We start from the raw sequence: 497 nt of genomic DNA on the forward strand, positions 1-497 counted from the left end.
GGACGGCATCAAGCTGGACACCGAGGGCTACCGCCTGCTGGTCAACCCGACCGGCCGCTTCGAGATCGGCGGCCCGATGGGCGACGCCGGCCTGACCGGCCGCAAGATCATCATCGACACCTACGGCGGCATGGCCCGCCACGGCGGCGGCGCCTTCTCCGGCAAGGACCCGTCCAAGGTCGACCGCTCCGCCGCGTACGCGATGCGCTGGGTCGCCAAGAACGTGGTCGCCGCCGGTCTGGCCTCGCGCTGCGAGGTCCAGGTCGCGTACGCCATCGGCAAGGCCGAGCCCGTGGGCCTGTTCGTGGAGACCTTCGGCACGCACAAGGTCGACGTCCAGAAGATCCAGGACGCCATCGGCCAGGTCTTCGACCTCCGTCCGGCCGCGATCATCCGCGACCTCGACCTCCTGCGCCCCATCTACGCCCAGACCGCCGCCTACGGCCACTTCGGCCGCGAACTGCCGGACTTCACCTGGGAGCGCACCGACCGCGTGG

1 protein-coding gene is annotated in these 497 nt (G+C 70.8%); it reads left to right on the forward strand.

Annotation, left to right across the window (positions count from 1 at the left end; translation table 11 throughout):
- The coding region (locus AC6CKD_RS37980) for a methionine adenosyltransferase domain-containing protein (protein ID WP_498333995.1) at positions 1-497 on the forward strand (497 nt) is incomplete at both ends.

This window comes from Streptomyces sp. GQ60, assembly GCF_059758875.1.